Origin of the sequence: Neomegalonema perideroedes DSM 15528, from assembly GCF_000374145.1 — a bacterium.
GTDB classification, from domain to species: Bacteria; Pseudomonadota; Alphaproteobacteria; order Rhodobacterales; family Rhodobacteraceae; genus Neomegalonema; species Neomegalonema perideroedes.
This window is the reverse complement of the sequence record NZ_KB893654.1, coordinates 683,686-708,902: the sequence shown is the minus strand read 5'-3', so window position 1 is coordinate 708,902 and position 25,217 is coordinate 683,686. Positions and strand designations below refer to the sequence as shown.

The following is a 25,217-nucleotide window of genomic DNA, read 5'->3' as shown; positions in this document are numbered from 1 at the left end:
AGCCGGAGAAGGCTTAGAAATCCCAATCCTCGTCCGTCGTCGCGACCGCCTTGCCGATGACGTAGGAGGAGCCGGAGCCGGAGAAGAAGTCGTGATTCTCATCGGCGCCGGGCGAAAGCGAAGCCAGAATCGCCGGGTTCACCTTGGTCGCCTCCGGCGGGAATAAAGCCTCATAGCCGAGATTCATCAGCGCCTTATTGGCGTTGTAATGCAGGAAGCCCTTGACGTCCTCGGTCAGCCCGACTTCGTCGTAAAGCTCGGCGGCGTAGAGCGCTTCGATCTCCTGAAGCTCAAAGAGCAGCGAGAAGGCGAAATCCTTGATCTCCTTGCGCTTCTCCTCCGAAAGCCGCTCGACGGCCTTCTGGAACTTATAGCCGATGTAATAGCCGTGCACGGCCTCGTCGCGGATGATCAGCCGGATGAGGTCGGCGGTGTTGGTCAGCTTGGCGCGGCTCGACCACCACATGGGCAGATAAAAGCCCGAGTAGAAGAGGAAGCTCTCCAGGAAGACGCTCGCCACTTTCCGCCGGAGCGGATCGCTCGTCGCCTTATATTCGTCGAGGATCAGGGCGGCCTTCTGCTGGAGATGCGGATTCTCCTCCGCCCAGCGGAAAGCCTCGTCGACTTCGGCGGTCAGGCAGAGCGTCGAGAAGATCGAGGAATAGGAGCGCGCATGCACCGCCTCCATAAAGGCGATGTTGGCCAGCACGGCCTCTTCATGGGGCGTCTCGGCGTCGGGCATGAGCGAGGGCGCGCCGACCGCGCTCTGGATGGTGTCGAGCAGCGTCAGGCCGGTGAAGACGCGGATGGTCAATTGGCGCTCGGCGGGGCGGAGCGTCCCCCAGCTCGGGATGTCGTTGGAGAGCGGGACTTTCTCCGGCAGCCAGAAATTGCTGGTCAGACGATTCCAGACCTCCAGATCCTTGTCGTCCTGAATCCGGTTCCAGTTGACGGCCTTGAGCGCGGCGCGCTGCGACGGATGGGCGATGTTCATCGGGGGCTTCCTCACAGGCTGCACGAAACGCAGCCCTGCACTTCAGTCCCCTCAAGGGCCATCTGGCGCAGGCGGATGTAATAGATGGTCTTAATCCCTTTGCGCCAGGCGTAGATCTGGGCGCGGTTGAGATCGCGGGTGGTGGCGGTGTCGCGGAAGAAGAGCGTCAGCGAGAGGCCTTGATCCACATGCTGGGTCGCGGCGGCGTAGGTGTCGATGATCTTCTCAGGGCCGATTTCATAAGCGTCCTGATAATACTGAAGATTCTCGTTATCCATGAAGGGGGCCGGGTAATAGACGCGCCCGATCTTGCCTTCCTTGCGGATCTCGACCTTCGCCACGATGGGATGAATCGAGCTGGTGGAGTTGTTGATGTAGCTGATGGAGCCGGTCGGCGGCACCGCCTGAAGATTGCGGTTATAGAGCCCGCCCGCCATCACGTCGGCCTTGAGCGCGGCCCAATCCTCGCGGCTGGGGATCTCCACGCCGAATTTCTCAAAAAGCGCCCGGACTTTCTCCGTCTCGGGCAGCCAGTCGCGATCCGTATATTTCGCGAAGAATTCGCCGCTGGCGTATTGCGAAGCCTCGAAGCCCTTGAAGCTCTCGCCGCGCTCGCGGGCGAGGCGGTTCGAGGCGCGCAGGCAATGATAAAGCACCGCGCAGAAATAGATGTTGGTGAAGTCGATCCCTTCCGGCGAGCCGTAATAAATATGCTCGCGGGCGAGGAAGCCATGAAGGTTCATCTGGCCGAGGCCGATGGCGTGGCTTTCGTCGTTGCCGCGCCGGATCGAAGGCACCGAGTCGATCTTGCTCATCTCCGAGACGGCGGAGAGCGCGCGAATGGCGGTCTCGACCGTGGCGCCGAGGTTTCCGCCGTCCATGCTGGCGGCGATGTTCAGCGAGCCGAGATTGCAGGAGATGTCCGCGCCGAGGTGATCATAACCGAGGTCGTCGTGATAGGTGCTGGCCTCGTTGACCTGAAGGATCTCGGAGCAGAGATTCGACATGGTGATCCGCCCCGCCACCGGATTGGCGCGGTTCACGTTGTCTTCGAACATCATATAGGGATAGCCGGATTCGAACTGGATCTCGGCGAGGATCTGGAAGAGTTCGCGAGCCTTGATCTTGGTCTTCTTGATCCGGGGATTATCGACCATCTCCTGATATTTCTCGGTGACCGAGATTTCGGAGAAGGGAATCCCATAGACCTTCTGCACGTCATGCGGCGAGAAGAGATACATGTCCGCGTTGTCGCGCGCGAGTTCGAAGGTGACGTCCGGGATCACCACGCCGAGCGAAAGCGTCTTGATGCGGATCTTCTCGTCGGCGTTCTCGCGCTTGGTGTCGAGGAAGCGCAGGATGTCGGGGTGGTGGACGTTGAGATAGACCGCCCCCGCGCCCTGACGCGCGCCGAGCTGATTGGCGTAGCTGAAGCTGTCTTCGAGCAGCTTCATGACCGGCAGAACGCCCGAAGACTGATTCTCGATGCCTTTGATGGGCGCGCCCATCTCGCGGAGGTTGGTCAGCATGAGCGCCACGCCGCCGCCGCGCTTCGAAAGCTGGAGCGAGGAGTTGATGGCCCGGCCGATGGACTCCATGTTGTCCTCGACCCGCAGCAGGAAGCAGGAGATGAGTTCTCCGCGCTGCTTCTTGCCGGCGTTGAGGAAAGTCGGCGTGGCGGGCTGGAAGCGCCCCGAAATCATCTCCTCGGTCAGCGCCCGCGCCAGAGCCTCGTCGCCGCGCGCGAGGGTCAGGGCCGCCATGACCACGCGATCCTCGTAACGCTCCAGATAGCGCTGGCCGTCGAAGGTCTTCAGCGTGTAGCTGGTGTAATATTTGAAGGCGCCGAGGAAGGTCGGAAAGCGGAATTTCTTCGCGTAAGCCGCGTCGAACAAGCTTTTGACGAAGGGCTTAGCGTAAGCCGCCAAGACTTCGCCTTCGTAATATCCTTCCTCGACGAGGTAATCGAGCTTCTCGTCGAGCGAGTGAAAGAACACGGTGTTCTTATTCACATGTTCGAGGAAATAGCGCCGCGCCGCCAGACGATCCGCGTCGAAGCGGATGCGTCCCTGAGAATCATAGAGGTTCAGCAGCGCGTTCAGCGCATGATGATCCAGTCCGGCGTATTCCGGCGAAGGCGACTTCAGGCCTTCTCGCGCTGGCGTGTCCAAAATTCTTCGAGCCCCATATTGACGCGGTCGATGTCCGTCTCGGTTCCGGCAAGCTCGAACCGATAGAGCAACGGAACGCCGCATTTCTCCGCGACGACTCCGCCCGCATGGGCGAAGAGATGTCCGAAATTGCGGTTCCCCGCCCCGATCACGCCGCGCAGCAAAGCGCGGTTCGCGGGGTCGTTGAGGAACTTGATCACCGGCTTGGGCACGGAGCCCCTGCCCTCGCCGTCGCCGTAGCTCGGGCAGATGAGGACGAAAGGCTCCGTCGCGACGAGAGGCCCGCCGAGGATCCTCAGGGCGGGCCTTCCGGGCCGCCCCTCGAGTCTTTCGACGAAGCGGCGGGTGTTGCCGGTGGCGGAGGAGAAATAAACCAGCCCCCCCATAGCCGGGCTTCAGGCCAGAAGGCCGATCTTGTCGGGACGGAATCCGGCCCAATGCTCGTCGCCCGCCACCACGACCGGCGCCTGACGATAGCCCAGCTCCGTCACGCGGGCCATGGCCTCGGCGTCCTCGGTCAGATCCACCAGCCGATAGGCCACCCCGCGACGATCAAGCGCCCGGGTCGTCGCGTCGCATTGGACGCAGGCGGGCTTGGAATAGACGGTGACGGCGGCGGGGGTGGTCATTGCTCGGTCTCGCTTGTGATTTTGGGGCGGGCTTGGTCCGCGGAGGCTTTCAGCCCTCGCTCGCCGGGCTCGCCAGCCCATGGACATTCGCGCTCGAAAGGTCTATTCCGCCCTCCGCGCCTTGCGGCGGCTTCAGGAAGACTCCCGGCGGCGGCTTTGAGGGAATCTTCACGCCTCTTACGCGCTTTCCTCTATCCCTTGCGGTTCATCGCCCCTTCGAACGCTAGATATGGTAGCTTCTGGCCATTATTTGTCCATAGATACAAAATAAGAACCTATGGAAAGCGCCCCTTCGGATAGCCCATTCCCGAGCCGCGCCGCGAAAGCCCCCGAGCCGCGAATCTCGGGACCGTCGGGATCGGGCGGAGAAATCAAGCCGTAAGCCTTCGGACCCGTCGCGCGGCGCCTGCGTCGGGGCTTGCGGAGGGCGTCGCAGGAAAACATGGGTCAAGTCCATATTTCGCCCATTCCGCAAGCCTGGCCGGAACCCCGGCGGGAATGAGCGGCGGGCGGAATCCCCTCCCGCCGCCGCCGCTCCGCCCGGAGGCGACTCGGAGAAGCCTTCAGGCGCGCGAATCGAAAAATCCCCTGAACCCTCGCGCTCTGGACAAAATTCCTCATCTGGCGTGAGATGCCTCTCAGAGGCGCCCTGAAGCGCCCGCCAAGCCGCCCTCAGCGGCGCCAGGGAGAAAACATCATGTTCCTCAGCGTGTTCGAGGTCTTCAAGATCGGCGTCGGCCCTTCCTCGTCGCACACCATGGGCCCGATGACCGCCGCCGTCCGTTTTCTGGATCTGCTCCGCCGCTCGCCGGAGGGACGCAACGCCGCGCGGATCCGGGCGCGGCTGCATGGATCCCTCGCCTTCACCGGCAAAGGCCACGCCACGGATCGCGCCGTGGCGCTCGGGCTGCTCGGCTGGACGCCCGAGGGCCTCGATCCCGCCGCCTCCGAGCGCCAGTTGGCGCGGCTCGATCAGGAGAAGCTGCTCCGCCACGTCGGGCTTCCGCCTCTGGCTTTCGATCCGGCGACGGACGTGGTCTTCGATTACGGCCCGCCCCTGCCCGGCCACGCCAACGGCCTCGTGCTGGAGGCTCTGGACCGGCGCGGCCGCCCGCTGCTGACCGAAACCTATTACTCCATCGGCGGGGGCTTCGTGGTCACCGCCGCCGAGAAGGCCGCCCCGCCGCCGCTTCTGACGGAGATGGCCGCCGCGCGCCCCTATCCCTTCGCCAGCGCCGCCGAGATGCTGCGCATGGCTCAGGCGAGCGGCCTCTCCGTCGCGGGGATGAAGCGCGCCAACGAAGCCGCCGCCCGCCCGCCGGAGGAGATCGCCGCCGGACTGAAACGCATCTGGGAGGTCATGGCGGCCTGCATGGAGCGCGGCCTCGCGCAGGAGGGCGTCCTCCCCGGCGGGCTCGGAATCAAGCGCCGCGCGGCGAAGATCCGAGTCCAGCTGGAGCGCGAGAAGCATTCCAACCGGGGCCAGCCCCATCTGGCGGCGGAATGGCTGGCGGTCTACGCCATGGCGGTCAACGAGGAGAACGCGGCGGGCGGACAAGTCGTCACCGCCCCCACCAACGGCGCGGCGGGAGTCGTGCCCGCGGTGATCCGCTATTACCTCGACCATTGCGTCGGGGCGGATCCGGCCAAAGTCGGCGATTTCCTGCTGACCGCCGCCGCCATCGGCGGATTGATCAAGCATAACGCCTCGATCTCGGGCGCGGAGGCGGGATGTCAGGGCGAAGTGGGCTCGGCGGCGGCCATGGCGGCGGCGGGGCTCTGCGAGGTGCTCGGCGGCGGCCCCGAGCAGGTGGAGAACGCCGCCGAAATCGCGCTTGAGCATCATCTCGGCATGACCTGCGATCCGGTGGGCGGATTGGTTCAGGCGCCCTGCATCGAGCGCAACGGCGTCGGGGCGGTGAAGGCCGTGACGGCGGCGGCTCTGGCCCTGCGCGGCGACGGCTCGCATTTCATGCCGCTCGACAATTGCATCCGCGCCATGCGCGAGACCGGCGAAGAGATGAGCGTGAAGTTCAAGGAGACCAGCCTCGGAGGTCTGGCGGTGAATCTGCCCGGCTGCTGAGATTCGGGCGAATCGGGGCCTCAAAGCGCCTTGGAGCCCTCGCCGGCGAATTCGAAGCCGCCCCGGGCCCGCATCCGCGCCCGCATGCGGGCGGGAAAATCCATTTTTGCGCAGAATGCCTGTTGCTATTCCAGATTTGGGATAACAGAATTTCGACAAGACGAAAAACGAGACCAAAAATTCCGGCGCGTCAGGATAAGGCCGTCCGGCTCGACCCGATAAAAACCACGCGGCGCCGTCGCGGCCCTCCTCGCGGAGAGGCTCGCGCCGCGAATGAAAGGCGAGAGGGGGACTATGGAGTATTTCATCCAGCAGACCATCAACGGCGTAACGCTCGGATCGGTCTACGGCATGATCGCCATCGGCTATACGATGGTCTATGGCATCATCGGCATGATCAACTTCTCGCATGGCGACGTGTTCATGCTCGGCACCTTCGCGGCGCTGATCATGTTCCTGATCCTCACCTCTCTGGTGGCGGGGATGGGCGTGGCGGCGATGCTGCTGGTGATGATGGCCACGGCCATCGTCATGTCCAGCCTCTGGAGCTGGGTGATCGAACGCATCGCCTACCGGCCTTTGCGCGGCTCTTTTCGTCTGGCGCCGCTGATCACGGCCATCGGCATGTCCATCGTGCTGTCGAACTTCATTCAGGTGACTCAGGGCCCGCGCAACAAGCCCATCCCGCCGATGGTCACCAAGGTCTACGACGTCTACGGCGTGACGATCTCGCTCAAGCAGATCCTGATCGTGCTGATCACCATCGTGATGATGACCGCCTTCTGGTACGTCGTGACCAAGACCTCGCTCGGACGCGCCCAGCGCGCCACCGAGCAGGACCGTAAAATGGCCGCTCTGCTCGGCATCGACGTGGACCGCACCATCTCCATCACCTTCGTGATGGGCGCCTCTCTGGCGGGCGTGGCGGGCGCCATGTACCTCATGTACTACGGCGTGGCGACCTTCAGCGACGGCTTCATTCCGGGCGTCAAGGCCTTCACGGCGGCGGTTCTGGGGGGCATCGGCTCGCTGCCGGGCGCTTTGCTGGGCGGCTTGCTGATCGGCCTGATCGAGTCGCTTTGGTCGGCCTATTTCTCCATCGACTACAAAGACGTGGCCACCTTCTCCATTCTGGCCATCGTGCTGATCTTCAAACCTTCGGGCCTGCTCGGGCGGCCCGAGATCGAGAAGGTCTGACGCCATGACAGCCGCCGCTCAACCGCCCCGCATCCCCTCGGACGACCGCCTGAAATGGGCGCTCCGCGAAGCGCTTTTCGCGGGATTGATCTCCTTCGGCATGTTCGTGCTCTACGTCGGTCTTGAGACCACGCAGAACATCCGCAACCAGCTGGTGCTGAATCAGCGCTGGGGGCTTCTGGCGATTTTGGTCGCCATCGCCGTCGTCGGACGCTTTCTGATCGTTTATTTCATCGGCCCTTGGTTCGCCGCGCGGAAAGCCGCCAAGGCCGCCAAAACCGAAGTCCCGACGCAAAGCCTCCTCCGGCGCAACATCGGCTGGATCGCGCTGCTCGCGCTTTTGGTCTTCCCCATGGCCATGGTCTGGCTGGTGGGGCCGCAGAAATCCCTGAAATGGGTCGATAATTACGGCGTTCAGATCCTGATCTACGTGATGCTCGCCTGGGGCCTGAACATCGTGGTCGGGCTCGCGGGCTTGCTGGATCTCGGCTATGTCGCCTTTTATGCGGTGGGCGCCTATAGCTACGCGCTGCTCTCGCTCTATTTCGGCCTCTCCTTCTGGACGCTGCTGCCTCTGGCGGGGATTCTCGCGGCCTTCTGGGGGATCATCCTCGGCTTCCCGGTGCTGAGGCTGCGCGGCGATTACCTCGCGGTGGTGACCCTCGCCTTCGGCGAGATCATCCGCCTCGTGCTCATCAACTGGACCGACGTGACCCAAGGCACCTTCGGCGTCTCGGGCGTGCCCAAGGCCTCGATCTTCGGGATCTGGTCCTTCGAGGTCGGCGCGGACAATAACTTCGCCAAGGCCTTCGGCCTGCGGCAATCCTCGGCCTATTACAAGATCTTCCTGTTTTACGTGATCCTCGCCATGTGCGCGGTCACGGCCGTCGTCACCATCCGGCTGAGGAACATGCCCATCGGCCGCGCTTGGGAGGCGCTGCGCGAGGATGAGATCGCCTGCCGCTCGCTCGGCATCAACACCGTGACCACCAAGCTCACCGCCTTCTCCATCGGCGCGATGTTCGGCGGATTCGCGGGCGCCTTCTTCGCGGCGCGCCAGGGCTTCATCTCGCCGGAGAGCTTCACCTTCCATGAATCGGCGATCATCCTCGCGGTGGTGGTTCTGGGGGGCATGGGCTCTTTGTTCGGCATCGCCGTGGCGGCCATCGTGATGATCGGCGGCACCGAGCTTCTGCGCGAGATGCACTTCCTCAAAACCATCTTCGGGCCGGATTTCACGCCCGAGCTTTACCGCATGCTGATCTTCGGCCTCGCCATGGTGATCGTGATGGTCCTCAAGCCGCGCGGACTCGTGAGCGTCCGCAATCCCACGGCCTTCCTGCATGAGCGCAAGGCGGTCTCCAGCGCCTTCACCAAGGAGGGACACGGCTGATGACCCAACACCCCGAGGAACGCCGCCTCTCCGGCGACGAAGTGCTGCGCGTCGAGCATATGACCATGCGCTTCGGCGGGCTGATCGCCATCAACGACCTGAGCTTCTCGGCCAAACGCGGCGAGATCACCGCTCTGATCGGCCCCAACGGCGCGGGCAAGACCACGGTCTTCAACTGCGTCACGGGCTTTTACAAGCCGACCATGGGGCGCATCCTCATGCGCCGCTCCAACGGCGAGGAGTTCAATCTCGAACGCATGAGCGATTTCGAGATCAACCGCGACGCCAAGGTCTCGCGCACCTTCCAGAACATCCGGCTCTTCACCGGCCTGACGGTTCTCGAAAACCTTCTGGTCGCGCAGCATAACGCCCTGATGAAATCCTCGGGCTTCACGGTGCTGGGGCTGCTCGGCTGGCGGCCCTATAAGGACGCCGCCAAAGAGGCGATTGAAAAGGCCCGCTATTGGCTGGAGATGATCAACCTCGTCCATCGCGCCGACGATCCGGCGGGAGACTTGCCCTATGGCGAGCAAAGGCGGCTGGAGATCGCCCGCGCCATGTGCACCGGGCCGGAGTTCCTCTGTCTCGACGAGCCCGCGGCGGGTCTGAACCCCCGCGAGTCGCTGGAGCTGAACACCTTGCTGCGCTCCATCCGCGAGAAGCATGACGTCTCGCTGCTGCTCATCGAACATGACATGTCGGTGGTCATGCAGATTTCGGATCACGTCGTGGTTCTGGAATATGGCGCGAAGATCTCCGACGGCACGCCCAAGCACGTCCAGAACGACCCGCGCGTCATCGCCGCCTATCTCGGCGTGGAGGACGACGAGGTCGACGAGGTGCTCGAGGAAATCGAGGAGGTCGCCGAGGAAGTGAGCCACGAACACGAGGCCGGACAGCCGACGGGAGACGCCCGATGAACGCGCAAACTCCTCTGCTCAAGGTGGAAGGCGTCGAAACCTATTACGGCGCCATCCGCGCCCTCGCGGGCGTGGACGTGGAGGTCCATCGCGGCGAGATCGTCTGTCTGATCGGCGCCAACGGCGCGGGCAAATCCACGCTGATGATGACCATTTGCGGCCAGCCTCAGGCGCGTCAGGGCCGGATCCTCTTCGACGGCGAAGACATCACCCGCGTCCCGACCCATCTCATCGCGCGCAAACGCATCGCCCAGTCTCCGGAGGGGCGGCGCATCTTCCCGCGCATGACGGTTTACGAAAACCTCCAGATGGGCGCGAGTCTCGACAACCAAACCTATTTCAAAGAGGACGTGGAGAAGATCTTCACCCTCTTCCCCCGCCTGAAGGAGCGTCAGGCGCAGCGCGGCGGCACGCTCTCCGGCGGCGAGCAGCAGATGCTCTCCATCGGACGCGCGCTCATGGCGCGGCCCAAGCTGCTGCTGCTGGACGAGCCTTCGCTGGGCCTCGCGCCGCTGATCGTCAAGCAGATCTTCGAGGCCATCAAGCTGCTCAACCAGCAGGAGGGCCTGACGGTCTTCATCGTGGAGCAAAACGCCTTCGCGGCGCTGAAGCTCTCGGGCCGCGGCTATGTGATGGTCAACGGCAAGGTCTCCATGGAGGGGCCGAGCAAGGAGCTGCTCGCCAATCCCGAAGTGCGGGCCGCCTATCTCGAAGGCGGACATCATTGATCCGGACAAGCGCAGCGCAGGAAAAGGGAGCCTGATCCATGCAGGGAATCCTCTATGAAGAACCCTCGGCGATGCAGTTCGTCTTCATCACCCTGGTCATCGGCGGCTGGACGGCCTGGCGCGCCGGAAAGGCCTGCGCCGAGACCTGGCGCAAGCCGCATGTTCTGGCGCTCTACACGCTGCTTCTGGCGGTGGGCGTGCGGTTTCTCCATTTCGCGCTTTTCGGCGGAACCTTCCTCTCGCCGCATTATTATCTGGTCGACGCGGCGATCCTGCTGGCCTTCAGCTTCGCCGCCTATCGCTTTACGCGGACCAATCAAATGACCACCGCCTATTATTGGCTCTACAAAAAAACCTCCCCCTTTTCATGGGCGGAGAAATAGGCGCATGATGCGCCCCGGCATGTCCCGCATGCGCCAAAATTCACGATCCGGGCAAATCCGGACATTCGGAATCAACGTCAGGAGTCCTCTTGTCATGAGAAAACCCCTTCTCTCCGCTCTGGCTCTCACGGCCATGACGGCCTTCGCGGCGGCCCCGGCTTCGGCCGAGATCACGATCGGCGTCGCGGCGCCGATCACCGGCCCGAACGCGGCCTTCGGCGCGCAGATCCAGCGCGGAGCCGAGAAGGCCGTCGCCGACCTCAACGCGGCGGGCGGAATCAACGGCGAGCAGATCCGTCTGCGCATCGGCGACGACGTTTCGGATCCGCGTCAGGGCGTCTCGGTGGCGAATAACTTCGTGGCCGACGGCGTGGGCATCGTGGTCGCGCATTACAACTCGGGCGTGGCCATTCCCTCCACGGCGGTCTACGCCGAGAACGGCGTCCTCGCCATCTCGCCCGCCGCGACCAACCCGACCCTGACGGATCGCGGACTCTGGAACACCTTCCGCGTCTGCGGCCGCGACGACCAGCAAGGCGCCGTCGCGGGCGGCTACATCCTTGAGAACCTGCCTGACGCCAAAGTCGCGGTGGTCCATGACAAGACCCCCTATGGACAGGGCCTCGCCGACGTGACCCGCGCCGCGCTGATCGAGGGCGGCAAGACTCCGCTGCTCTATGAGGGCGTCAATGCGGGCGACAAGGATTTCTCCGCTCTGATCGCCAAGATCAAAGAGGCGGGCGTCGACTTCATTTATTTCGGCGGCCTGCACACGGAAGCCGGCCTGATCATCCGTCAGCTGGCCGATCAGGGCCTGAAGGTGCGCCTGATGTCCGGCGACGGCATCGTGTCCAACGAGCTGGCCGCCATCGCGGGCGACGCCATTCAGGGCACGCTCATGACCTTCGCGCCCGACCCGCGCCTGAATCCCGGCGCGCAGAAGATCGTCGAGGAGTTCCGCGCCTCGGGCTTCGAGCCGGAAGCCTACACGCTCTACTCCTACTCGATCCTCCAGCTGGTGGCGCAGGCCGCCGCGAAGGCGGGCTCCACCGATCCCGAGGTTCTCGCCGAGACGCTCAAGAGCGGCGAATATGAAACGGCCATCGGCCCGATCAGCTTCGACGCCAAGGGCGACGTGACCCAGCCGACCTACATCGTCTATTCGTGGGAGAAGGACGCCAACGGCGGCTACACCTATAAGGCGCTGGAGACGGCGGAGGCCGAGCCCGCCGAGTAAGGGCGCAGGTCTTTGAAGATATCAGCGGCGGGGGCGCGAGCCTCCGCCGTTTTTCATGGCGCCCCCCCCGCGCGCAAGCGCAAAAAAAGCGGGCCCCTGCGCGCCAGCGCAAAAAAGCGCCCCCCTGCGCGCCAGCGCAAAAAAAAGCGGGCCCCTTGCGAGGGGGCCCGTCCAGTGGGGGAGACGACCGCTCGGGAGAGCGGTCAAGCATCAGGAAACAAGCCGGAATCCGGCTTCAGGCCGCGCGCTCGGGCACCTCCAGACCCAGCCATTGCGTATAGAAAGCGTCGATGTCGGGCTCGAAGTCGTGGATGACCGGATACCAAGGCGTCGGAGCCTCGACCTCCAGCAGATCGCCCGACAGCGGGCAGAAATACTCACGGATCACCTGCCACTCGGTCGAGGGCGCCATGAGCCGCGGATAAAGCTTCTCCATCTGCTCGGCGGTGTCGCGGACGCGCACCCGGGCGTGGAGCTTCCAGTTCTCGCGCCAATCGCAGAAGTCATGTCCGGCGATGCTGCGGATCACCCATTTCTTATCGGCCTTGCGCTGCACGATGAAGAGCTTGGGGCCGAGCGGCAGGATGATCTTATCGTCCCAGGGAACCTGCTCCTGCAGGATGTCGATGTACATCTCGAAACGCTCTTTATCCTTGGGCGTCGAGAGCATGGTGTGGAGCGTGTCGCGGTCGATCTTGCCGTCGACCAGATCCTTGATCTTCGCCTTGGTGTAGGCCATGGGTAACCTCCCTGAATTTCCTTGGTTTTCTGCGGCGGCGCCGCCTCGCCTTATGAGGCGGCGCCGGGTTGGAGCGTTCCAACGCTCCAACTTCTTGTGCGGTCGCATGTTCACGACGCGAAGCCTGATCGGCTTCGCTGGACAATGCTCAGGAGATCACTCCTCGACGAATTGCACGGTCTTGACGTCCGGCAATTCGGAGAGGTCCATGGTGTATTCGCGGCCGTAGGAGGGGATCGGAAGATCCGCCTCAAGCAGCTTCCAGTCCTCGGGCAGATCCCAGAATTTGCGGAAATCCTGCTCGAAGCGCGGCCCGAGCTTGAAGCTCGCGGCGAACATCTGCTGGACCTGCACGCCTGCGTCCTTGGCGAGGATCTTCTGACGCTCTTTGGCCATCCATTCCTTGGTCGGAACGGATTCCGCGAGGCGCTCTTTGCGGATCTTGGCGCGCAGCGATTTGGTGCCCGCCTCATCCACGCCGAGCAAGCCGTCGGCGGCCTTCTTCAGCGCCACGCCGTAGACGCTTTCCGCGAAGCGATGCAGCAGATAGCCGCCGTTCACGTCGTCGGCCACGGATTGCGGCTCGCGGTCGAGCGGATCGCCGAAGCCGGGACCGCCGCTCATGGTGTTCAGATAGAGGTCGTAGTCCTTGAACATGGCCTCGGTGGTGATCGCCTGCTTGTCGCGCTTCACCCTGGCGTCCGGGATGAGCGCCTCCCAAAGCGGATGCTCGGGGTCGACGTCGCCGCCCAGCGGGATCTCGCCGCCCTTGGCGATGATCTCCTTGAGGTTGGTGTCATGGGCCTCGAAGCGGTAGCCGGAGGCCGCCGGATAGCCGCCCATGATCCCCCAATCCGAAGAGATATGGCCGTTGCCCATGAAGAACATGGTCCAGTCCTTGGCGTTCCAGACCAGACGCAGGCTCTCGAAGCCGCAGCCGCCGCGGAAGCGTCCGGCGCCGCCCGAAGAGGCTTTGATCTGGCGTCCGAGATAGACGAGCGGCTCGGCCAGCTCCCAGATCTCCATGTCGCCCATGTCGCCTTCGGGGTTCCAGACCGCCGCCGCATGGCTGATGCCGTCGGCCACGGCGCTGGCGCCCACGCCGTTCGCGGCGCATTCGAAGGAGTTGACGGCGTGGATCTCGTCGTACTGGTTGAAGCCGCCGCCCTGCAGCCAGTTGGAGGTGTTGGCGTTGCCCGCGTTGACCTCCTCCAGATAGCCGCGGCCGAAATAGGACCGCGACAAGCCGCGCCAGAGCGCCGTCCAAGCCGAGACGAGGAAGTGCCAAGAGTAGCTGAAGGCGACGCGCCGGTCGTCGGGGTTCATCCAGGTGCCCTTGGGGAGCCTGAACTCCGTGCCGTAGGCGGCGCCGTCGTTGATCATCTCCGAGGGGATCAGCGACTGGGTCATCATCACCCAGATGCCTGAGGTGAAGCTCACCTGATGGGCGTTATAGGTGTGCCAGCCCCAGCGGCTGGAGCCTTCGAAATCGAGGCGCCATGTGCCGTCCGGGCGGATGGTGATCTCGGAGGGCGCATGCATGATCGTGTCGACCTTCGCGAAATCCGAAGGCACGCGCACGTCGTCATGATCATAAGGCACGTCGACGAAGCCGACCTGACGATATTTGCCGGGGATGGTCATCGCCTTGATGCGGTTTTGCAGACCCAGACGGCCATGCTCCACCGACTCGTAAGCGAATTTCCAATAATTCTCGATCCCGTCCTCGGCGATGACCTCTTCGACCAGCTTGCGGATCATATGGCAGCCCGCGACGCGGGTGCGCTCGTCGAGCATCCAGTAGCGGGTCGTGCGGACCATGCGCTGGCTCTCATGGAGCCAATCGCGATACAGCGTGTCGTTCTCGCCGATCTTGCGGCAGGTGATCGAATAGCCGTCGCCGAAGCGCTGGATCTGCCCGGTGGACATCGAGCCGGGGCCAACCGAACCCGTGTCGATCACGTGGGTCACGCCGCCGACCCAGCCGATCAGCTCGCCCTCGTGGAAGATGGGGACGATGGTGTGGATGTCGCAGGGATGGACGTTGCCGATCAGCGAGTCGTTGTTGCAGAAGATGTCCTTGTCGCGGATCGTCGGATTGGATTCCCAATCATTCTCGATCATGTATTTGATCGCCGCGCCCATGGTGCCGACGTGGATGATGATGCCCGTCGAGGTCAAAATGGCGTCGCCGGCCGCGTTATAGAGGGTGAAGCAAAGCTCGCCCTCCTGCTCCACGATGGGCGAGGCCGCGATCTTCTTGGAGGTCTCGCGGGCGTCCACCACGCCGGCGCGCAGGCGCGAGAAGAGCTTGTTGTATTTGATGGGATCGCTGTCGCGCAGCTCCATCTTGGTCAGACCCGCGTAATGCTTGGTCTTCTTGGTGGCCTCCATGAGGCGGTCGCGATGCTGCTTGAGCGTCTCGCCGCCGCGGACGATGCCGCGCGTCTTGGTCTTCGCTTGAATATTCATGTTTTTATCCTCCCTGACCCGTCAAACTTCCTTGAGGTGGAAGAGGCGATGGCCGTCGAGCCAAGTCTCGAAGCCGCCCGGCACGACGAAGGTCGTGGCGTCGGATTCGATGATCGCCGGGCCGGTGATGCGGTTGCCGGGGGTCAGCGACTCCATGTGGTAGAGCTGCGCGTCGACCCACTCGCCCTTGCGGTAGAATTTCCGCGTGCCGAGCCTGGCGCTTTCGGCGGGCGTTTCGGAACCAAGCTCCTCTTTGGGGATCTTCGGCTTCGGAATGGGGACCATGCCGCGCATGATCGCGCCGGTGACCGAATAACCCAGCTCCGGCGAACGGGCGGAGGCGGCGTAGACGCGGCCATAGGTGTCGTTGAAGGCCTCGACGAGCTTGTCCCAATCTTCGGCCGTGGCGGCGGAGGGAATGGGGCTCTCGATCTCTAGATCGTTCAGCTGACCGCGATATTGCATGCGGAAGCCGGGCTGAAGCTTGACCTGCTCGGGCTTATAGCCGTTGATCGCGAATTCCTCGAGGACGCGCTCCTGAAGCTCGGCCCAAGCCTCTTGCAGAGTCTTGGAGGAGGCGGCCTTCTGATCATCCGGACCATCCACGGCGATGTTGATGTCCAGCGATTTGTCGTAACGATATTCGAAATCCGCCGCCGCGCAGCCGAAGGCCGAGAAGCCCGCCGCCCAAGCCGGAACGATGACGTCCTGAAAGCCGAGGCCCTCGGTGTAGCCGTAGGTGTGGACCGGGCCCGCGCCGCCATAGGAGAAGCAGACGAAGCTGCTCGGGCTATAGCCCTTGCCCGAGATCATCGAGCGCAGATAATCGCGCAGATCGCTGTCCAGAAGCTGGATGACGCCCGCGGCGGCCTCTTCGACCGAAAGTCCGAGCGGATCGGCGACCTGCTCCTTCATGGCCTTCCAGGCGCGCTCGCGGTCGAGCTTGACCTGTCCGCCGAGGAAGTTGTCCGGGTTCAGATAGCCGAGGATGACGTGGCAATCCGAGATCGTCACCGTCTCGACGCCCGAATCCGCCCAGCAGACGCCCACCCGATAGCCCGCCGAATCCGGCCCGAGCTTGATCGCCTTGGTGTAGGGATCGAGGCGGATGTAGCTGCCCGCGCCCGCGCCCACCGAATCCATCGCCACGAGCGGCAGAGACAGCACGAGGCGCGCCATATCCGGATCGTTCTTGATGGTCAGCTCGTTCTGCGTGATCAGCGCCACGTCGAAGGAGGTGCCGCCGATGTCGGAGCAGGCGATGTTGGAGTAGCCCAGCACCTCGCCGAGATATTTCGCGCCGATCACCCCGCCGATGGGGCCGGAGACGATGGTGCGCGCCAGCTCTTTCGCCTTCCAAGAGATGGTGCCGCCATGGGTGGCCATCACGCGGAAGTCGAATTTCGACCCATTCTCCTTGAAGGCGCTGGAGATCTTCTTCAGCGTCTGGCGGGAGGGCTCGGCGGCGTAGGCTTCAAGGATGGTGGTGTTGGTGCGGTGGGTTTCCTTGCGCACCGGATAATAATCGGTCGAGGCGAAGACCGGGATGTCCTTGCCCGAAGCCTTGACCTCCTCCAGCACGATGTCGCGCACGCGGCGCTCGTGGTCGGAGTTCTTATAGCTGTGCAGCAGCGAGATCACGATGCCCTCGACGTCGAGGGCGATCAGCTCGCGGGCGGATTTCCGAGCGGTCTCCTCGCGGAGGGGGATCACCACCGTGCCGAACATGTCCACCCGCTCGACCACGCCGCGCGTCAGGCGCCGGGGCACCAGAGGCTCGTCGTAATAATGCGTGTTGAGGTGGATGCGGTCCTCATAGGCGAAGCCGAGATAGGCCTGAATGGCGCGGCCCATGCGGTGGAAGTCCTCCATGCCCGCATTGACGATCAGGCCGACGCTCAGGCCCTTGCGCTGCACCACGCGGTTGAGCATGGCCGTGCCGGAATAGACGCCGGTCTGAATCTCGGAGAGCGCGTCCTCGATCTTCATGCCCCAGGCGCCGAGGCCGTCCTTGCTGGAGGCGATCAGGCCGAGGGCCTCGTTCTGGGGCGTGGACTGCGCTTTGCCGACGACGAAATCGCCGTCGCTGTCCACGAAGAAGGTGTCGGTCATGGTGCCGCCGGCGTCGATGCCGAGCACCTGAACGCGGCGACCTTGTCTGGCCGTATCCATATTTTTCCTCCCTATCCTCGCGCCGTTCGATGGCGGCGCGCAGAGGGAGGATCGCGGCGGGAGGCTCCGGGCGCTCGTCCGATTTTCGGACAAGGCGTCGGACATGCTGCGGACGCGAGAGAAAACGCCGAATTCGCACGGCGATGCGGAATAAACCGCAAGTTCGGCGGCGCAAAACGTCAGATTTCGGAATCTTCCGCCTCATGGATCCCTTCGGCGTAAGGGACCATCCAGACTTCCGGGCGTCCGACGCGATGGCCGCTCCAGCCCTCTTCGCCGAAACACTCGCCATGGTCGGCGCAGAGCACATGCAGCCAAGGCCGCCGACGCGCGGAGGCCCAGAAGACGCCGAAGGCGGCGTCCAGATCGCGCAGGGCCGCGCGCTGAGTCTCGGGGGAATCCTCCGCCGCGCCGGGGAGGTGGATCCGCGTCGGCTCATGGGTGGCGGAGAGGTTCATGAACAGGAAAACCCGCTGATCCGGCGAAGATCGCGCCAGAATCTCCGCCGCGAGGGCGAATTGATTCCGCGCCGATTGCGGATCCGCGACGCCAAGCGCGGGGCTCCAGAAACTTTCCTGAAAGAGCCCCGGCAGAACCCGCGCCACGGGCGTCTGCTGATTGAAGAAACCCACCCCGCCGATGCAGAGCGTCCGGTATCCCGCCGCCGCGAAGCCGCTGACGATGTCCGGCGCCTCGAAGAGGCAGGTGCGCGGACCGGAGGTGAGGCTCCCCGGAAAGCTCAGGGCGAATAGCCGCTCATGGCGGCCCGGCGTGGCGGGGGTGGGCAGGAATCCCGCGAAAAAGGCCTGATGCGCCGCATAGGTGAAGCTGCCGGGCGTATGGCGGGCCTCCCAGCCTTCGGGCGGCAGAAGTCGCGCGAAATTCGGGATCTCGCCGCGCCGGAAGGCCTCCTGAGCCACGTCGAGCCGCAGGCTGTCGAAGGTGAGGAAAAGCACGTCGCAGCGCCCGAGCGCTCCTTTCGCGTCGATCATGTCATATCCCTTTATGGGTTGCGCGGCTTGTCCGAAAACCGGAAACCACTTTTCGGGCCGCGCTCCGCCTCCAGCCACGCCCGCATCCGCTTCACCTGCGCCTCATGCGGATCCAGCCCCTCATGAAGCGCGCCCTTGAGATGGTCGCCGAAGGCGTTGGCCTCCAGCAGGAAAACCCGCTCGCCGTCCTCATGGACCGCCAGATCCAGCCCAAGCGCAGAATGGCGCGGGAAAAGCCCCGCCGCCCGCCGCGCAAGATCCAGAATTCGCGTCCATGTCTCCGCGCCGACCTGCGCCCACAGAGCCTCCGGCGGCAGGCGCTCGCCGCCGAGATGCAGATTGGTTTGCGGAACCCCCGCCCGCCTGACTAAGCCATGAGCGGGCTCGCCGCCGAGAGTCACCAGCCGCAGATCGGCGTTCAGCCCGTCGAGCTTGAGTTTGGGAATCCAAGCCTCGGCATGAGCGCCGAGCCGCCCCAGAGCATCGACCCAGCGGCGGGCCTCGTCGTCCAGAGGGCGTTGCGGGCGGCGTGTGTTGTAAAGCGCGCCGGAAGGCTCCAGCGTGGCGGTGGTCCAGAGCCTCAGACGCGGCCCCTGAAGCTCCACCGCCGCCACCCCCGAAGCGGCCGAGCCGCCGCGCAGCTTGACGAAGGCCCGCCGCAGGTTTGCGGCGCGCATCTTCGCCTCCAGATCCTCCCAGCCCGCGATTGCGCCGAGCAGAGGCGGAACCGGCAGGCCCGCCGCTTTGAAACGGCTCTGGCTCTCCAGCTTTTCAAAGAGGAGCGGAACCGCCTCGGGATCGGTCAGGCTGGGGCGGCCGGTCTCGGCGGCGGCCTGAGCCAGCCGCGCCATGGCGAGGCGCAGCCCCGCCAGAAAGGGACCGGGCGGCGCGATGCGGCCATAATCCCCAGCCTCTGGAAGCGGGCCGGGATCATGGCCCGCGGCTTCGGCGAACAACCGCTGAATCTCCGCCCCGCCGCCGGGACTCTCCGCGCGGAGAATCTCGGCGCGGGCGGCGGCCTCGGTCAGAAGCTCCGGATGGCGGAGCGCCTCGGCGTAGCTCACGAGGAGAGGCTCAGGCGCGCCCATCCTCCGGCAGGCCGCGCGCCATGAATCCAGACGCGGCCCCGGCTCGGCCAGAAGCGCCAGAAGCGGAAGCCTCACTCAGCGACCGCGATATAGCGCCCGTAATCCTCCTCCTTCTGCTGATCCGCCATGACGACCCTCGGGCCGAAAGCGGCGAATTTCTCCATCATGGCGTCGCTCATATAATGATGGCTGAGGTCCAGCAGCTTCAGATTCGCCCCCGGCAGAGCCTCCAGCAGAGCCGCCGCGCCCTCGTCGCCCAAGGTTCCCATGGAGAGGTCCAGAGTCTTCAGACGCGAGAAGATCGGCGACTTGACCACGGCTTTCGCGATCTCGTCGGCGTATTCGCTGTCCTTGAGCCGCAAGCGGTTCAGCTTGGGGAAAAGCTCGCCCGAGAGCAGCGGCGCGAGATCCTCCACCGAAGTGTCGGCGCCGTAATTCTCCGATCCGGTCCAGATCTCCAGATCGACCAGCGCAGGCGCCTCGAAGGCGAGGATCTGGGCGAGATTATCCTTGGTCAGGCCGGTGTTCTCCAGAATCAGACGCTCCAGACGCGGCAGGCTCTGAGCGCCGAAATTCGACACGCGCCCGCGCAGGCCGAAGGCCCGCAGATCGGAATAAGCCTTCAGGATCGGCTCGGCGTCCTGCGGCTCGATCCAAGAGATCTCCGTCTCCTCAAAGGTGATGTCGCCGAGGAAAAGCGCCTCCAGTTTCGGCAAGGCGGCCCGGCGCTCGACCAAAGGCCCGATGGCCATGGCGGCGTTCATGTCGCCCTCATGGCCCTCATAGCTCCCCGCCACGAGATGCGTGACGTCGCCCGCGCCGGGAAGCGCCAGAAGCTCTTCCAGACGCCGCGCCCATGTCACGCCTTCGCTGTAAGCGTCGTAATCCACCGAGAGACGCGGCGCGAAGGCTTGCAGATCGAAGCTCTCGCCGGGTTTGAAGTCGCGGACCGGCTTGCCGAAGAACTCCGTGAGATGCGCGTTGATCGTCATGGGCGTTTCGCTCCTGATCTGAAAGGGTCTCTGGCCTTCGCAAGCCGCTCATGGCATAATGTTCATCTTATGTTTCAAAATCAAGGCAGGATCATGCAGGACAGACTCGCCGATCTGATCCAAGCTTCGCCCTATCAAAGCTATCTCTACGCTTATCCGCACAAGACCGCCTATCGCCCTTTCGCGCAGCCTCCGGCGCTGAAGGATCTCTGGAGCGCGGAGGACCGGAGCAATCTTTTCCTCTACGTCCATGTGCCTTTCTGCGAAATGCGCTGCGGATTCTGCAATCTCTTCACGGTCTCCAACGCCGAGGATTCCGCCGTCGAGCGCTGGCTCAAGGCTCTGGCGCGCGAGGCGGCGGCGCTCGACGAGGCCCTCGGCGCGCGGAGCTTCGCGCTCGGGGCGGTGGGCGGCGGCACCCCGACCCATCTGACGGCGGCGCAGCTGGAGCGCCTTTTCGCGCTGATGGGGAAGCTCGCGCCGGGGCTGCGGGATCTCGGCGTCGAGACCTCGCCGGGCCGGACGACGGCGGATCGGCTGGAGGTCATGCAGGCGCAGGGCGTCACGCGGATCAGCATTGGAATCGAGAGCTTCGACCAAAAGACGCTGCGCGCCATGGGCCGTCCCGCCCGCGCCGAAGAGGCTCCCCGCGCCCTCGATCTGATCCGGGAGGCGAGCGGGGCGCGGCTGAATCTCGATCTGATCTATGGCGCCGAGGGCCAGACCGAAGCCGGATTCCTCGCCGATCTGGAGCGGGCGCTCACATGGTCGCCGGAGGAGATTTATCTCTATCCGCTTTACGTGCGGCCTCTGACGGGGCTTGGCAAAAGACGGGGCCTCGTCGCTCAGAGGGAGGCGCCGCCAGACCCCGCATGGGATGCGCAAAGGCTCGCGCTCTATCGTCTGGGGCGGGATCGGCTGAAGGCGGCGGGCTATGTCCAAGCCTCCATGCGGCGTTTCGAGCGGGCCGACGAAGCCGGCACCGCGCCTCGCGACGATTACGCCTGTCAGGAGGACGGCATGGTCGGCATAGGCCCCGGCGCGCGCTCCTATACGCGGAATCTCCATTACGCCCAGCCCTATGCGGTGGGCCGGGCGGCGATCCTCGATCTGCTGCGGAGCTATGAGGAGACGCAGGATTTCTCAAAGGCGCGCCATGGCGTGATCCTCGGCGAGGAGGAGCGGATTCGCCGTTTCGTCATCAAGTCGCTGCTCAATCTGGAGGGGCTGGAGCTGGCGCGCTGCGCGAAGCTTTTCGGCTTGGCGGCGCGGGAGGCTCTGCCGGAGCTGGCGGCTCTGGAGGCGGCGGGTTTGGCGCAAGAACAAGCCGGAAGGCTGATCCTCACCGAGGCGGGGTTGGAGCGCTCCGACGCCGTGGGGCCTTGGCTGGTCTCGGCCCCGACCCGCGCCCGCATGGAGGCCTACGCATGGCGCTAGAGCGTTTTTCAGCGAAGCCTGAAAGGCTTCGCGTCGCGAAAACGCGACCAGCTCAAAAGCCGGAGCCTTTGAACGATCCGAGAGGATCGGAAAAGGCTCTGGATCTGGATGTTCTGTGGCGCGGACCTCTGGAAAGCTGCAATTACGGCTGCGTCTATTGCCCCTTCGCCAAGACCAAAGACGACCGCGCCGCCCTCGCGCGGGACGCCGCCGCTCTGAATCGTTTCGCCGATTGGGTCTTGGCCCGGCCTGCCGAAGACCGCCTGCGGATTCTCTTCACCCCATGGGGCGAGGCTCTGATCCGCCGCCCCTATCGCGAGGCGCTGATCCGTCTGAGCCATGGGCCGCAGGTTCAGCGCGTGGCGATTCAGACGAATCTCTCCTGCTCCGTGGCGTGGATGCGGGATCTGAATCGCGCGACGGCGAGCTTCTGGTGCAGCTTCCATCCCGGCGAGACTCCGCGCGAGAGCTTCCTGCGCTCCTGCCGCGCCATGGCGGAGATGGGCGTGAGCTTTTGCGTCGGGATCGTGGGGATTCGCGAGCATCTGCCCGAAGCCCGGCGCCTGCGGGAGGATCTGCCGGAAGGCGTTTATCTCTGGGTCAACGCCTATAAGGACGGCGACCCCGATTACGACGACGCGGAAAGCCTCGCGGGCTGGCGCGAGATCGATCCGCTTTTCGACCTCAATCGCCGCGCCTATCCGAGCCTCGGGCGGCCTTGCGCGGCGGGCTCCACGGCGATTTCGGTCAATGGAGAAGGCGAGGTGCGCCCCTGCCATTTCATCGGCGAGAGCATGGGAAATCTCTACGCCCGCCCCATCGAGGAGATCCTCGCGCCGCGGCTCTGTTCGCGGGCCTCCTGCTCCTGCCATATCGGCTATGTCCATATGAAGGATCTTGGGATCGATCCGCTTTTCGCCGACGGCTGGGCCTTGGGGCGTCTGGCGCCTCAGCCGGGCGCGAGGGCCTATGGATAAAGCGGCGGTCTTCTGGCTGACCGGGCCGCCCGCCGCCGGGAAAACCACCTTGGCGCGGGCGCTTGCGGCGCGCTTGGGCGGCCTCGGGCGGGCGGCGGCGGTCCTCGACGGCGACGACCTGCGTCAAGGCCCTTGCCGCGATCTCGGATTCTCCGAGGCCGACCGGCTGGAGAACATGCGCCGCGCCGCCCAAGCCGCCGAAATCCTGAGCGCTTGCGGCGTGATCGCGATTCTGGCGCTGGTCTCGCCTCTGGCCGAGGGCCGCCGCCGCGCCCGCGAAAGCCTCGCGGGGCGCCCCTTCTTCGAGCTCCATCTCGACGCCCCGCCGGAGATCCGCCGCGCCCGCGACCCCAAGGGCCTCTACGCCCAAGCCGCCCGCGGCGAGATCCATGGCCTCACCGGCTACGACGCCCCTTACGAGCCCCCCGAAGCCCCGGATTTGCGGCTGGATTCCGCCGCGCTCGGGCTTGAGGAGGCGGTGGAGGCCGCCTTGCGCCTTCTGGCCTCTTAGCTGGTCGCATTTTCGCGACGCGAAGCCGTTCCGACTTCACTGGAAAATGCTTCAGATGCTTCTCTGGTCGCGTTTTCGCGACGCGAAGCCGTTCCGACTTCGCTGGAAAATGCTTCAGATTCTCCTCTGGTCGCATTTTCGCGACGCGAAGCCGTTCCGGCTTCGCTGGAAAATGCTCTAGCGCCGGGCGGGCGCCCGCCGGAAGCCGTAGGAATCCAGCTTGAGATACAGCGTCGAGCGCGCCACCCCCAGACGTTTGGCCGCCTCGGTCAGATTGCCGTCCACCGCCGCCACCATGGCGAGGATCTCGGCCTTTTCGCGGTCGCGGAGGGTCTCCTCCGAGACCTCGCGGCGCGGCGGCGCGATCTCCGGCGGCAAGTCGCGCAGATCCGCCAGACGGTTCAGCGAGACGCTCGACAGAGTTTCGACGAGATTGCGCAATTCGCGGATGTTGCCGAACCACTCATGCGCCTTGAGCCGCGCCAGAGCCGCGGGCGTGAAACGCAAAGGCTTGTCGCCGGAGCGGGCGGCGGCCTCTTCGGCGAAGCGCAGGATGAGCCGCGGAATCTCCTCGCGGCGCGCGCGCAGAGGCGGCGCGGTCAGGCGCGCCCCCGCCAGACGATAATAGAGTTCGCGCCGGATGCGCCCTCCCTCGGCCTCCGCCGCCAGATCCCGCGTCGAAAGCGTGTAGATCCAGACCGGAGCCTCCGGCCTCAGGCGCACCGCCCGCAGAAGCTCCATCAGCGCCGATTGCGCCTCAGGCGGAGTCTCGGCGGGCTCGTCGAGGCAGAGCGCCCCGCCCTGACGCGCCAGACGCTCCGCGAGGCCGCGAGGCCCCGCCTCCTCGCGCAGGCGCTCCACCGAGAGCAGCCCGCAAGCGAGGATCTCGAAGACTCCGCCGCGATCTCCCCCCGCCTCCTGATGCAGGGCGCGGGCGAGGGTCTCTTTGCCGGCGCCCGTCTCGCCCTCGATGAGGATGGCCCGGGAATCGCGCGCCAGACGCCGCGCGTCGGCGCAGAGCCGCGCCATCTCGGCACCGCCCCCCGCGATCCACGCGAGATCCGGCTCGCCCGCCGCGGCTTTGGCCTCAGGGCTTCTTCCGCGCGCCCGGGCCCGCCTCAAGGCGATGAGCAAGCCCAAAGGCTCCTCGCGCTCCTGAATCACCTCCACTTGAGCCCCCGGCAGAGCCGCCGCGAGGTCTTCGCGGAATTTCTCGTTCAAGACCCCCTCGCCCCAAGCGGAATTCGCCCGCCAGCCCTCGAAATCGCCGATCTCGGAGGCGGTGCGCGCGAATCGCTCGGTGGCGTAGATCTCGGCGCCGAATCGGTCGAAGAGAATCAGATCGTCCTCGCGCCAGAGGCTCCGGCGGCGCAAGAGGCCCTCCAGCAGACGGCGGCGCTCGCTCTCCATCTCATGTCGGAGCGCCTCCTCCATCTGAAGCGCCAGAGTGCTGGAGAAGGCGAGGCCGTGCGGCTGGCCGCTTTCGACCGGGCCGGAGACGTCGATCACGCCGAGGACGTCGCCGGTGGCCGGGTGCAGGATGGGCGCGGCGGCGCAGGTCCAGCGCTGGATCTCTTCGGCGAAATGCTCCACCCCGGAGATCTCGACCGCCCGCCGCGTATGCAGCGCCGCGCCGATGGCGTTGGTGCCGATGGCCGATTCGTCCCAGCGCCCGCCCTCGGCGAGATGATTTTCGCGGCCGCGCTCCAGCACGCCCGGATCCCCCGCCATGTCCATGACCACGCCTTCGCGGTCGCAGAGCAGCAGCATCGCGCCCGCGTCCTTGAGCAGATAGCCGGAATGATCGAGCGCCGAACGCGCCGCGCGGCGCAGGCTGCGGTTCTCCCGCCTCGTCCGCGCGAGCGCCTCCTCGCCCACGCAGGGCGCGCGCTTTAAATTCGAGACGCCGCCGAGCCTCTCGGAGCGCCGCCAGGATTGCAGGACGATTTCACGAATGCTGGGCGGCACGCGGCCGACGGCTCGAAATCGCTCCCAGTCCTCTTTCCGAATGCTTTCCGTCATCAGACTTCCGCCTTCCAGAGAGAATCTCCGGAGGGGGCGACGCCGTGGACTTCCAGCCTGCGCGGACTCAAGCCAAGACG

The 25,217-nt window shown here is 64.9% G+C and carries 21 protein-coding genes; 10 read left to right on the top strand and 11 right to left on the bottom strand.

Annotated features, from left to right (window positions below):
- Nucleotides 1-13 precede the first annotated feature (13 nt).
- The 4 genes from nrdF to nrdH are packed head-to-tail and all read right to left on the bottom strand — an operon-like array spanning nt 14 to nt 3,794.
- On the bottom strand, nt 14-994 hold the full coding sequence (gene nrdF / locus B161_RS0110540) for a class 1b ribonucleoside-diphosphate reductase subunit beta (protein ID WP_018633360.1): 981 nt from the start codon (nt 992-994) through the stop codon (nt 14-16).
- 11 nt (nt 995-1,005) lie between these two features.
- Nucleotides 1,006-3,165: a class 1b ribonucleoside-diphosphate reductase subunit alpha gene (nrdE, locus tag B161_RS0110535; RefSeq protein ID WP_018633359.1), complete on the bottom strand. Its 2,160-nt coding sequence runs from the start codon at nt 3,163-3,165 to the stop codon at nt 1,006-1,008.
- Nucleotides 3,138-3,551, bottom strand: a complete 414-nt coding sequence (gene nrdI, locus B161_RS0110530; RefSeq protein ID WP_018633358.1) for a class Ib ribonucleoside-diphosphate reductase assembly flavoprotein NrdI — start codon at nt 3,549-3,551, stop codon at nt 3,138-3,140. Before nrdI ends, nrdE begins: the two co-directional genes overlap by 28 nt.
- A 9-nt stretch (nt 3,552-3,560) precedes the next feature.
- A complete protein-coding gene (gene nrdH / locus B161_RS0110525) occupies nt 3,561-3,794 on the bottom strand; it encodes a glutaredoxin-like protein NrdH (RefSeq protein ID WP_018633357.1) in 234 nt (77 codons plus the stop codon).
- Nucleotides 3,795-4,491: 697 nt separating this feature from the next.
- Between nrdH and B161_RS0110515 the strand changes: the two genes are divergently transcribed.
- The 7 genes from B161_RS0110515 to B161_RS0110480 all read left to right on the top strand — a co-directional run bounded on the left by B161_RS0110515 (nt 4,492) and on the right by B161_RS0110480 (nt 11,735).
- Entirely contained in the window at nt 4,492-5,877 is a 1,386-nt protein-coding gene (locus B161_RS0110515; RefSeq protein WP_018633355.1) for an L-serine ammonia-lyase, read from the top strand.
- A 294-nt stretch (nt 5,878-6,171) separates the two neighbouring features.
- Nucleotides 6,172-7,074: a branched-chain amino acid ABC transporter permease gene (locus tag B161_RS0110505; protein ID WP_018633354.1), complete on the top strand. Its 903-nt coding sequence runs from the start codon at nt 6,172-6,174 to the stop codon at nt 7,072-7,074.
- Between the two features lie 4 nt (nt 7,075-7,078).
- Nucleotides 7,079-8,467 (top strand): high-affinity branched-chain amino acid ABC transporter permease LivM, encoded by a 1,389-nt coding sequence (livM, locus tag B161_RS0110500; protein WP_018633353.1) that lies wholly within the window; start codon nt 7,079-7,081, stop codon nt 8,465-8,467.
- Nucleotides 8,467-9,387 (top strand): ABC transporter ATP-binding protein, encoded by a 921-nt coding sequence (locus tag B161_RS0110495; protein WP_018633352.1) that lies wholly within the window; start codon nt 8,467-8,469, stop codon nt 9,385-9,387. Before livM ends, B161_RS0110495 begins: the two co-directional genes overlap by 1 nt.
- On the top strand, nt 9,384-10,115 hold the full coding sequence (locus B161_RS0110490) for an ABC transporter ATP-binding protein (RefSeq protein WP_018633351.1): 732 nt from the start codon (nt 9,384-9,386) through the stop codon (nt 10,113-10,115). Before B161_RS0110495 ends, B161_RS0110490 begins: the two co-directional genes overlap by 4 nt.
- 38 nt (nt 10,116-10,153) lie before the next feature.
- Nucleotides 10,154-10,498 (top strand): DUF6867 family protein, encoded by a 345-nt coding sequence (locus B161_RS0110485; protein WP_018633350.1) that lies wholly within the window; start codon nt 10,154-10,156, stop codon nt 10,496-10,498.
- A gap of 94 nt (nt 10,499-10,592) precedes the next feature.
- Nucleotides 10,593-11,735, top strand: a complete 1,143-nt coding sequence (locus B161_RS0110480) for a branched-chain amino acid ABC transporter substrate-binding protein (protein ID WP_018633349.1) — start codon at nt 10,593-10,595, stop codon at nt 11,733-11,735.
- 235 nt (nt 11,736-11,970) lie between these two features.
- Here B161_RS0110480 and B161_RS0110475 read toward each other — a convergent pair whose 3' ends face one another.
- The 6 genes from B161_RS0110475 to B161_RS0110450 form a co-directional block, all read right to left on the bottom strand.
- On the bottom strand, nt 11,971-12,474 hold the full coding sequence (locus B161_RS0110475) for an acetone carboxylase subunit gamma (RefSeq protein WP_018633348.1): 504 nt from the start codon (nt 12,472-12,474) through the stop codon (nt 11,971-11,973).
- Between the two features lie 156 nt (nt 12,475-12,630).
- A complete protein-coding gene (locus B161_RS0110470) occupies nt 12,631-14,946 on the bottom strand; it encodes a hydantoinase B/oxoprolinase family protein (RefSeq protein WP_018633347.1) in 2,316 nt (771 codons plus the stop codon).
- Nucleotides 14,947-14,967: 21 nt separating this feature from the next.
- Complete coding sequence (locus B161_RS0110465; RefSeq protein WP_018633346.1) at nt 14,968-17,118, bottom strand: hydantoinase/oxoprolinase family protein; 2,151 nt, start codon at nt 17,116-17,118, stop codon at nt 14,968-14,970.
- Between the two features lie 179 nt (nt 17,119-17,297).
- Nucleotides 17,298-18,110: an STM4013/SEN3800 family hydrolase gene (locus B161_RS0110460; protein WP_018633345.1), complete on the bottom strand. Its 813-nt coding sequence runs from the start codon at nt 18,108-18,110 to the stop codon at nt 17,298-17,300.
- Between the two features lie 11 nt (nt 18,111-18,121).
- Entirely contained in the window at nt 18,122-19,273 is a 1,152-nt protein-coding gene (locus B161_RS0110455; protein ID WP_018633344.1) for an STM4014 family protein, read from the bottom strand.
- Nucleotides 19,270-20,190 carry a hypothetical protein gene (locus B161_RS0110450; RefSeq protein WP_018633343.1) on the bottom strand — a complete coding sequence of 307 codons (921 nt, stop codon included), beginning with the start codon at nt 20,188-20,190 and terminating at the stop codon, nt 19,270-19,272. Before B161_RS0110450 ends, B161_RS0110455 begins: the two co-directional genes overlap by 4 nt.
- 93 nt (nt 20,191-20,283) lie before the next feature.
- Here B161_RS0110450 and B161_RS0110445 point away from each other — a divergent pair, with 93 nt between their 5' ends.
- The 3 genes from B161_RS0110445 to cysC all read left to right on the top strand — a co-directional run bounded on the left by B161_RS0110445 (nt 20,284) and on the right by cysC (nt 23,115).
- Nucleotides 20,284-21,627 carry an STM4012 family radical SAM protein gene (locus B161_RS0110445; protein ID WP_018633342.1) on the top strand — a complete coding sequence of 448 codons (1,344 nt, stop codon included), beginning with the start codon at nt 20,284-20,286 and terminating at the stop codon, nt 21,625-21,627.
- Nucleotides 21,628-21,695: 68 nt separating this feature from the next.
- Nucleotides 21,696-22,604, top strand: coding sequence for an STM4011 family radical SAM protein (locus tag B161_RS0110440; protein ID WP_018633341.1), 909 nt, complete (start codon nt 21,696-21,698; stop codon nt 22,602-22,604).
- Nucleotides 22,597-23,115 (top strand): adenylyl-sulfate kinase, encoded by a 519-nt coding sequence (gene cysC, locus B161_RS0110435; RefSeq protein WP_018633340.1) that lies wholly within the window; start codon nt 22,597-22,599, stop codon nt 23,113-23,115. Before B161_RS0110440 ends, cysC begins: the two co-directional genes overlap by 8 nt.
- A 177-nt stretch (nt 23,116-23,292) precedes the next feature.
- Here the strand turns inward: cysC and B161_RS0110425 are convergent, their stop codons facing one another.
- Complete coding sequence (locus B161_RS0110425) at nt 23,293-25,083, bottom strand: sigma-54-dependent Fis family transcriptional regulator (protein ID WP_240471605.1); 1,791 nt, start codon at nt 25,081-25,083, stop codon at nt 23,293-23,295.
- Nucleotides 25,084-25,217 lie beyond the last annotated feature (134 nt).